Source organism: Chitinophaga sp., from assembly GCF_036569185.1.
GTDB lineage: Bacteria > Bacteroidota > Bacteroidia > Chitinophagales > Chitinophagaceae > Chitinophaga.
This window is the reverse complement of sequence record NZ_DATCRD010000200.1, coordinates 1-7,899: the sequence shown is the minus strand read 5'-3', so window position 1 is coordinate 7,899 and position 7,899 is coordinate 1. Positions and strand designations below refer to the sequence as shown.

Genomic DNA, 7,899 nt, shown 5'->3' with positions numbered 1-7,899 from the left:
GAAGTATAGCCAAGTAACAGCTGATCACCGTTTGCAGGGTATAAGCGCAGCAGGTTATATACTGCCAGGTATCCTTCCGGCTGGGAGATTTTATAATGCCCCGCATCTGTGTAGTTACCCAACGTTTCAGGATGAGCAAGTGTACCTGCCGTTTGCGTAAGCATCTGGAACCCTTCTGCATAAAACGGAGTAGTGGGTGGTAATATTCCACCGGCTATGCCCGTCATTACTTCTTTCAATTTCAACGGCGCTCTACCGGTATTGACTATACGAATCTCACATTGATCATTGTTCCAGTTACGGATCACTTTGATGTAATCCGGCGCTATGCTGCCATCAGCGGTATACACTACCGGGGCACTACTTTTCAGCGCTTTAATGAACTGCTCCGGAGTTCCGGCCCAGGTGGCAATACTTTCCGGGAGCAAACAGGCAATCAAAAACCAGCTGTACTTTTTCATCGTGGATATATTTTGGTGGTAGCGTAAGCTCAAATAATCTCATCAACTCCCGGCCTCTCTGTCTTTACTGTTCTCTTATATTTGCCTTCCGGCAGATAAATATCTGTCAATAACCTTTTATGCTTTAGTCTGTTGTACCTTTTCACAGGTAACGTTATCCCATGTACGAATATCGTACCTGCAAACCGCAATAGGCATATGTTTGGAACAATTCATAAGATATCATAAGTTTTACCGGGTGCAGTAGAAAAATCATACTCAAAAACTTTTTTCAACTGCAACACCGGTAATTTTGTTGGATCTTTCACCACAGTCCGCACAGGCAGCTGTACCTGGTAAAACGGATTGGTATTATTGCCGACAGCTATTTTCGCGGGTTTTCCATTAACACTAACGGTTACCTGCGTACGAATACGGCAGTTCCCTCCTAACGCGGAACGGATAACAGCATGTGTAAGCTGTCCATTCTTCCAATCCATATCTACTTCAAAACCACCTCTGGCCTTTAATCCCTTCACACTGCCTGAAGGCCAGGCATCCGGTAATGCCGGCAGCAGGTATAAAACACCATCATGGCTCTGCAGCAACATTTCCGTAATACCGGAGGTTACACCAAAGTTGCCATCGATCTGGAACGGAGGATGTGCGTCAAACAGGTTGGGATAGGATCCTCCGCTGTTATCGGCTACACTCACTGTCTGTCCACCTGCCAGGAACAATTGTTTATTCAACATGGTGTAGGCATGATTGCCGTCTTCCAGGCGGGCCCACCAGTTTATTTTCCATGATTTAGACCAGCCGGTACCTCCATCTCCCCGTAACAGCAAACTACGTATAGCCGCTGCAGATAGTATGCTATCTCTCCGTGGTGAAATGAAATTTCCGGGGAACAAGCCATACAGGTGGGATACGTGGCGGTGGGAATCTTTCGGATCGTCCCAGTCTTTATACCACTCCTGTAATTGCCCGTACTGCCCGGTGTGGAACGGATACATTTCCTTCATGGTTTGTTTGATACGCGATACCAGGCCGGCATCCTGCTGCAGCACCTCAGCTGCGCGGATCGTGTTACTAAACAGGTCGTGGATAATGGAAAGGTCCATGGTAGTGGCAATGCTCACAGATCCCTCCCGTTTACCATTCACCATAAAATTATTTTCCGGTGTAGTAGAAGGGCTTGTAACCCATTGACCATCGCTATTTTTCACCAGCCAGTCGAGCATAAAAACGGCAGCTCCTTTCAGATCGGGGTATACCTGCTGCAGCATTTTCTTATCGCCGGTGAACTGGTAATGCTCCCATAAATGCCGGCTCAGCCAGGCGCCGCCCATAGGCCATATGGCCCATTTGGGATTACCGCTGGGATCAGAAAAATCAAACCCGCCGGCCGGGTTGGTCATACCCCATATGTCGGAATTATGATGGGCGGTCCAGCCGCTTGCGCCATAGTTAACGGAAGCGGTTATACGCCCGTGTTTAGCCAGCTGCGATATAAAATCAAATAGCGGGCTGCCACATTCCGACAGGTTAGCAGTTTCCGATGGCCAATAGTTCATCTCCGTATTGATGTTAATGGTATAGTTAGAGCCCCATGGCGGCTGCATCTCTTTATTCCACAATCCCTGCAGGTTCATGGCTGGTCCTCCTTTACGGGAACCGGCTATCATCAGGTAGCGGCCGTATTGGTACAGCAGTGTAGTAAGCTGCGGATCACGGTTTCCACCATGAAGGGTGTATACTTTCAATCGTTCGTCTGTTGGCTGTAAAGCGGAAGTGTCTTTTCCAAGATCAAGCTGCACACGGCTGAATAACGGCGTATAGTCATTCACGTGGTCATCCAGTAACCGGGCATAGCTTCTGGCCTGTTGCAAAGGAGCCACAGCAGCCAGGTGAGGATCTTTGCCATTGGGCAATCCGTCTTTATAGCCGGTCCCTACCGATAACAGGAGCACAACTTCGTTGGCGCCGGAGATATGTATGCCACCGGTATCCGCTTTTACCAGTCCCCCGCTTACCTGCGCATCAAGATGTACTTCGTAATTAATGCCTTTATCGCCATAAACAACCTGCTTTGGCTCATAGGCTCTTGCCGCCACGTACTCCGGGCATCTGCCTTTCATGACTATATAATGCGGGCTCACCACCGCATTGGTATGTGGCATCGGGTTGGCGAAGCGGGTGCTGAATGTAAGTTGTCCCGGTTTACTGGCTGCATATCGTATCACTAATAACTGGTCGGGGTAACTACAAAACACTTCTCTCGTATAGGCGATGCCGTTAGCTACATAACTAACATGGGCTATTCCGTTGTTCAGATCCAGTTCACGTTTATACTGCGCCGCTTCCTGTGGTATATCGCTGCTTATAAAAAGACTCCCCAATGTTAGATACCTGGCGCTGTAGGTGCCCATCATCTTACGGGCCAGCTGATCGGCTTCCATGTATTTTCCGGCTGCCAGCAAGCGGCGGATAAGCGGCAGCGCGTCTTTTGCCGCCGGGTTATTACCATCGCGGGGAACGCCGGACCACAGGTAGCCTTCATTAAGCTGCAGTTCTTCCTGCTGTACACCTCCGAAAACCATGGCGCCGATACGGCCGTTGCCAACGGGCAAGGCTTCCACCCACTGCCGGGCTGGTTGCCGGTACCAGAGCTTCAGAAGGGAATCTGCCGGTAATGCGGCACTGGTGCTTACGAAGACTAACATCAGCGAGGCTGCTAACAGATATTTTATCATCCATGTATTATTTTTCAGGTTGAGCTATGCCTGTTTTCATTCCTTTGCCTGCCATCACTTTTATATTGCCACCGTTAACGGCTATACACATACCTGCCCGTCCGTTGGCCAGTGCTGCGTGTTCGGAGAAAGGGGAATGCATATCAATATGCCGGCATTCGTTCTTTCATCATGGAATTTATCAGTTTTGACAAGCGTTATACTTCCGGCTACATCAATTAATATAGTTAACACTTCTGCAGGAATTTTGTACCAGTATAACCCGAAACTATGCAATCGGTTGCAAATAAATGTATGCAATTTTACCCATTTCAGGTATCTTTTTCAGGCAGCATGAAAAAAGATATATAGCAAAAAGCCGGATGATTAAAATGAAAAAGCCCCTGTCTTTCAAAAAGAAAAAAAATTATACAATAATTGTTTCGCCCAATCGTCTGTTAGTAAAGTGAGGATGTTGTTATGAAAAAAGAAAAACAATCCATCATTGCATCATACCGGCTGGAAGAACTTCTTGTTGTTCCGGGGTTGATGATAGATGTTCATTATAAAAAAGCCGGGGAACCGGCACATCACCCCAATGCAGATCTGACCACTGCCCACCGGCATGAGTTTTACACATTGGCGATAACAGGTAAAACGGGAAGTCAGCATATGGTAGATTTCAGGCTGATAGACATGCCTCCTGAGAGTATGTTCCTGCTGGCACCATGGCAGGTACATTTATCTTCGGATGCTGATCAGGCATTGGATGTGTACCTGATCTCTTTCACGGCTGATTTTTTACCCGCTGGTTTCCCTGCCTTACCTGTATGTATGGAATGCCCCGTAATACCCGACAGTGCCACCTACCAGGAGATATGGCACCTATGCGCACAGCTGCTCAAGGAATTTAAAACCCGCAAAGCGCTTCAGGAGCAGGTATTACAACACTACCTGGCAGTATTGCTGACATACTTTATGCGTTATCTTCCGGAAAATACCAAAAGTTCATCCCTCCAACCGGAATTACTAACCCGTTACCGGGAACTGATGGAAAAGCATTTGCTGTGCTGGAGCAGCTCCGGCGATTATGCGCGGGCACTGCATGTCACCACAGATCATCTGAACGAAGTGGTGAAACAGGAAACGGGCCAAACTGCTTCTGCTTTGCTGGCCGCAAGACGGATACTGGAAGCCAAGCGCATGTTACTGCATTCTTCGCATGGCATCAAGGAAATAGCCTGGTGCCTGCAGTTCAATGAGGTGACCTATTTCAACCGTTTTTTTAAACAGCATACCGGACAAACACCAGTTGCTTTCCGGATTTCGAGCCGGGAAAAGTATAATTATAACCCGGAATAGTATAATAGTAGAAAAGTAGGGGTCCGTTAGCTTTGCTGAAACAATTTAGTTTATGAAAGCATCTATAATTTTACCTGACGATGTTAACCATGATGGAATAAACGGTCGAACCCTGAGAAAAGTGTTGTAACCACTTACCCTTCTGTGACCACCATCAGATAATCATCCAAATACAGTTATATGATTTCGATTAAAGACAGGGCGACCAGTTTCCTGATGTCGCGCATAGGAAAAACTGCGCGTGTCATAAACCTGGCGCGTATAGGAAATTTTTTACTGGAGATAGACCTGCAACTGCCACAGGCGTTACCTGAACGCAGCACCCAGCATCTTAAATGCGAGGTAGCGCCATACACTTACCGCGATTATACGGTAGCAAACTGGGATACTGCTAAACAAACCGCCACACTTGTAGTGGATTGCGGGCACGAAGGTATGGGCAGTTCCTGGGCGCTGGGCCTGCAACCTGGTGATGAAGTGTACTACGCCGGGCCTGGTGGCGGCCTTCATCAACCGTCTGCCGCACAACACCTGGTTTGCATAGGAGATGCAAGCGCCACAGGGCATTTTCACTCTTTGTATCTGCGGAAAGCAGCCGGGCAACAGTTTCATTGTTTCCTTCAACTGGAAGATCCTGCCACGCGGCAACTACTGCAAATGCCGGTACAACCACTTTCCAATAACGGTCACTATTTCACTGATCTGCATGAATGGCTATACCATTATGATTTCCCGGTGGCAAATACAACTTATTATGTAGCAGGTAATCAGCAGATGGTGGTACAGGTGCGTAAATCGTTACGTCAGCAAGGCAAACAGGTAAAGGCACAGGGGTTCTGGGGCTAAACATTGCAGCATCAGACCAGGTGTTCTTTCATTGCCTTTACAATAGCATTGGAGCGGGAATTCACATCGAGCTTACGATAAATATTCATGATATGGGAGCGAACTGTTCCCACACTGATATGACATCCGTCGGCTACCTGCTTATAGGTGTCGCCGTTTACCAGGCAACGTAAAATTTCTTTTTCCCTTGGTGATAATCCGTAGGGGTCCTGATAAACCTGCTTCTCCTTCCGGAAGAAGGCCAGTACTTTATTTACCGCTACCAGGTTCGATTGCAAAGCAGTTTCATACACCTGGGCAATAAATTCCGACAGGGAAACGGGCGGCATATGATCCACTTTAAACGTATCGGTGGCTGCCTGTACCGGCCTTAGTCCCTGCTCCGTTTCATTCAGGGTAAGCAGTAGCACATTTATATCAGGGTAAGCTGCTTTTACTATGCTGGCGGCTTCTATTGTGGTCAGTCCGGGTATCTCTATATCCATAAAAACCAGGTTGCAGATATCTTTTGCTAATTGTTGTAACGTTTCTGATGATTCGCTGTGCAATCCCGAAACCTCTAAAACAGGCGCTGTTCCTAAACTACCAGGATTAATAGGCCGCACTTTTTTCATAAATATTCCTTTTGGGTTATGTATATTCATATGAAATTTCCCATTAATAACTGCTAGTTCCCAGAGGCTGGTATGGTTGATAAATTGTAATGGAAAAGAATCACACGGTTCCCATACCCGTAACAAATTTGAAACAATTACATGCAGCAGTCAATCGGATATATATATGGTTTTTCAATAAATATTAATATACAATTCATTTTATATTACCGATAAAACGAAAATGTAACGTGGTTGCTGGCAGTCTTTTAATGGATTAACGGGAATATAATCAATTACTAATCAACTATTTAAAAGTTGACTCTCTTCTCATTTAAAACAAATTATACTTTAATATATATCACAATTGCACTTTTCCGGCGGCCCGCCGCTCAGTTCCCTTTGCCCCCGTGAGGTCGTCTCCAAGTGCTGACCGGTACTTTTCTGCTATTGCCTCCAGGGCTTTCACTACTTCCGGGAACTGTTTCTGCACATCCAGGGTTTCTCCCGGGTCCCGCCTCATATCATATAAAGCCATTGGCACCTCTACTTCCGGTTGTGCTCCCGGAAAGCCATCATACCCGGGGAGATTTAGTTTATATGTTCTTGCTTTATGCGGAAGCACCAGCTTCCACGGCCCCTTCCTGATAGCTTCCAGGCTATTTACCTGGTAATATACGGCCAGCTCATCTCTTGGGTTCGCATCTGCTTCATTAAATAATAATGACTTTAAATCCACGCCGTCAATTTTGCGGACAGGCAATGCGGCCCCGCATAAATTAGCAACCGTGGGCAACACATCTATAGTAGAAGCCATTTTATTACAAACACTACCAGCAGGGATCTTTCCCGGCCAGCGCATAATACATGGCACCCTCACTCCTCCTTCCCAGGATGTACCTTTACCTTCGCGCAGGCCACCCGTATTTCCGGCATGGTTACCATACGATAACCACGGACCATTATCACTGGTAAAAATCACCAGGGTGTTATCCGATAACCCGTTTTCATCCAACGTTTTTAATACCTGGCCAACAGACCAGTCTATTTCTTCCACCACATCTCCAAAAAGCCCATCCTTACTTTTTCCTTTATGCTTATCTGAAACTGCAATAGGCACATGTGGCATGCTATGCGCCAGGTAAAGAAAAAACGGCTGCTGCCTGTTATTTTTTATAAAACGGCAAGCCCTTTCAGTGTAGAGCGTGGTAAGCTGCGATTGATCTTCCAGCGTTTTAATATACCTCAGTGGTTTATTACCTTCAATCAGCGGCAAAGGGGGATACTTTCTACGGGGATTGGCAGAGGTGTCCGTATAAGGCTTCCCATCATAATGCACCGGCCACATATCGTTCGAATAGGGAAGACCCAGGTATTCATCAAAACCGTGCTGCAAAGGCAGCCAGGGCTCCTTGCTTCCCAGGTGCCATTTACCCACCATCCCGGTACGATAACCCTGCGCTTTCAGAACGGATGCAATAGTTTGTTCCGCGGTGTCCAGCGCTATAGGTGAAGCTGGCGACAAAGCTCCATGAATGCCGACCCTGTTCGGGTAACAGCCTGTCAGTAACCCGGCTCTTGATGCAGAACAAACTGCCTGCGCGGCGTAAAAATAGGTAAAACGCATGCCCTGTGCGGCCATACGGTTAATATTGGGGGTATGCCAGGGAGTACCGGCAAAACATTCAAGATCACCATACCCCATATCATCCATGAAGATAATTACGATATTCGGCTTTTTTGCCACCGGCAAAGGCGCGGTAAAACTGAAAGATACAGCCACCAACAGGAATTTACTCAGGCAAAAAAAGGCGTTTTTCATTCAGGATGTTTAACAATAAAAAATGGTGAGTATAAAAATATACATCTTCCGGAGATTTCCCAGAAAAATTTATGCGGGTTTTGTCTGACTCAGGATTATGA

General features: G+C 46.8%; 6 protein-coding genes. 2 read left to right on the top strand and 4 right to left on the bottom strand.

The features are described 5' to 3' along the window. Together VIM72_RS15210 and VIM72_RS15205 are read right to left on the bottom strand one after the other, a co-directional pair. Nucleotides 1–461: hypothetical protein (locus VIM72_RS15210; RefSeq protein WP_332003679.1), on the bottom strand; the 461-nt coding region annotated here is incomplete at its 3' end. A gap of 212 nt (nt 462–673) precedes the next feature. Next, nucleotides 674–3,196 (bottom strand): glycoside hydrolase family 95 protein, encoded by a 2,523-nt coding sequence (locus tag VIM72_RS15205; RefSeq protein WP_332003678.1) that lies wholly within the window; start codon nt 3,194–3,196, stop codon nt 674–676. Nucleotides 3,197–3,655: 459 nt separating this feature from the next. Here VIM72_RS15205 and VIM72_RS15200 point away from each other — a divergent pair, with 459 nt between their 5' ends. Both VIM72_RS15200 and VIM72_RS15195 read left to right on the top strand, forming a co-directional pair. Continuing rightward, on the top strand, nt 3,656–4,537 hold the full coding sequence (locus tag VIM72_RS15200) for a helix-turn-helix transcriptional regulator (protein ID WP_332003677.1): 882 nt from the start codon (nt 3,656–3,658) through the stop codon (nt 4,535–4,537). Nucleotides 4,538–4,717: 180 nt separating this feature from the next. Further along, the gene (locus tag VIM72_RS15195; RefSeq protein ID WP_332003676.1) at nt 4,718–5,383 is read left to right on the top strand and encodes a siderophore-interacting protein; all 666 of its coding nucleotides are present in this window, start codon (nt 4,718–4,720) and stop codon (nt 5,381–5,383) included. Between the two features lie 11 nt (nt 5,384–5,394). Here VIM72_RS15195 and VIM72_RS15190 read toward each other — a convergent pair whose 3' ends face one another. Beyond that, nucleotides 5,395–5,997 carry a response regulator transcription factor gene (locus VIM72_RS15190; RefSeq protein WP_332003675.1) on the bottom strand — a complete coding sequence of 201 codons (603 nt, stop codon included), beginning with the start codon at nt 5,995–5,997 and terminating at the stop codon, nt 5,395–5,397. A 340-nt stretch (nt 5,998–6,337) separates the two neighbouring features. Then, on the bottom strand, nt 6,338–7,798 hold the full coding sequence (locus VIM72_RS15185) for a sulfatase (RefSeq protein ID WP_332003674.1): 1,461 nt from the start codon (nt 7,796–7,798) through the stop codon (nt 6,338–6,340). Between the last annotated feature and the right edge of the window lie 101 nt (nt 7,799–7,899).

Excerpts from the sequence above, each read along its gene's own strand:
- VIM72_RS15205 (WP_332003678.1), bottom strand. The coding sequence starts at position 3,196 with ATGATAAAATATCTGTTAGCAGCCTCGCTGATGTTAGTCTTCGTAAGC.
- VIM72_RS15200 (WP_332003677.1), top strand. The coding sequence starts at position 3,656 with ATGAAAAAAGAAAAACAATCCATCATTGCATCATACCGGCTGGAAGAA.
- VIM72_RS15195 (WP_332003676.1), top strand. The coding sequence starts at position 4,718 with ATGATTTCGATTAAAGACAGGGCGACCAGTTTCCTGATGTCGCGCATA.
- VIM72_RS15190 (WP_332003675.1), bottom strand. The coding sequence starts at position 5,997 with ATGAAAAAAGTGCGGCCTATTAATCCTGGTAGTTTAGGAACAGCGCCT.
- VIM72_RS15185 (WP_332003674.1), bottom strand. The coding sequence starts at position 7,798 with ATGAAAAACGCCTTTTTTTGCCTGAGTAAATTCCTGTTGGTGGCTGTA.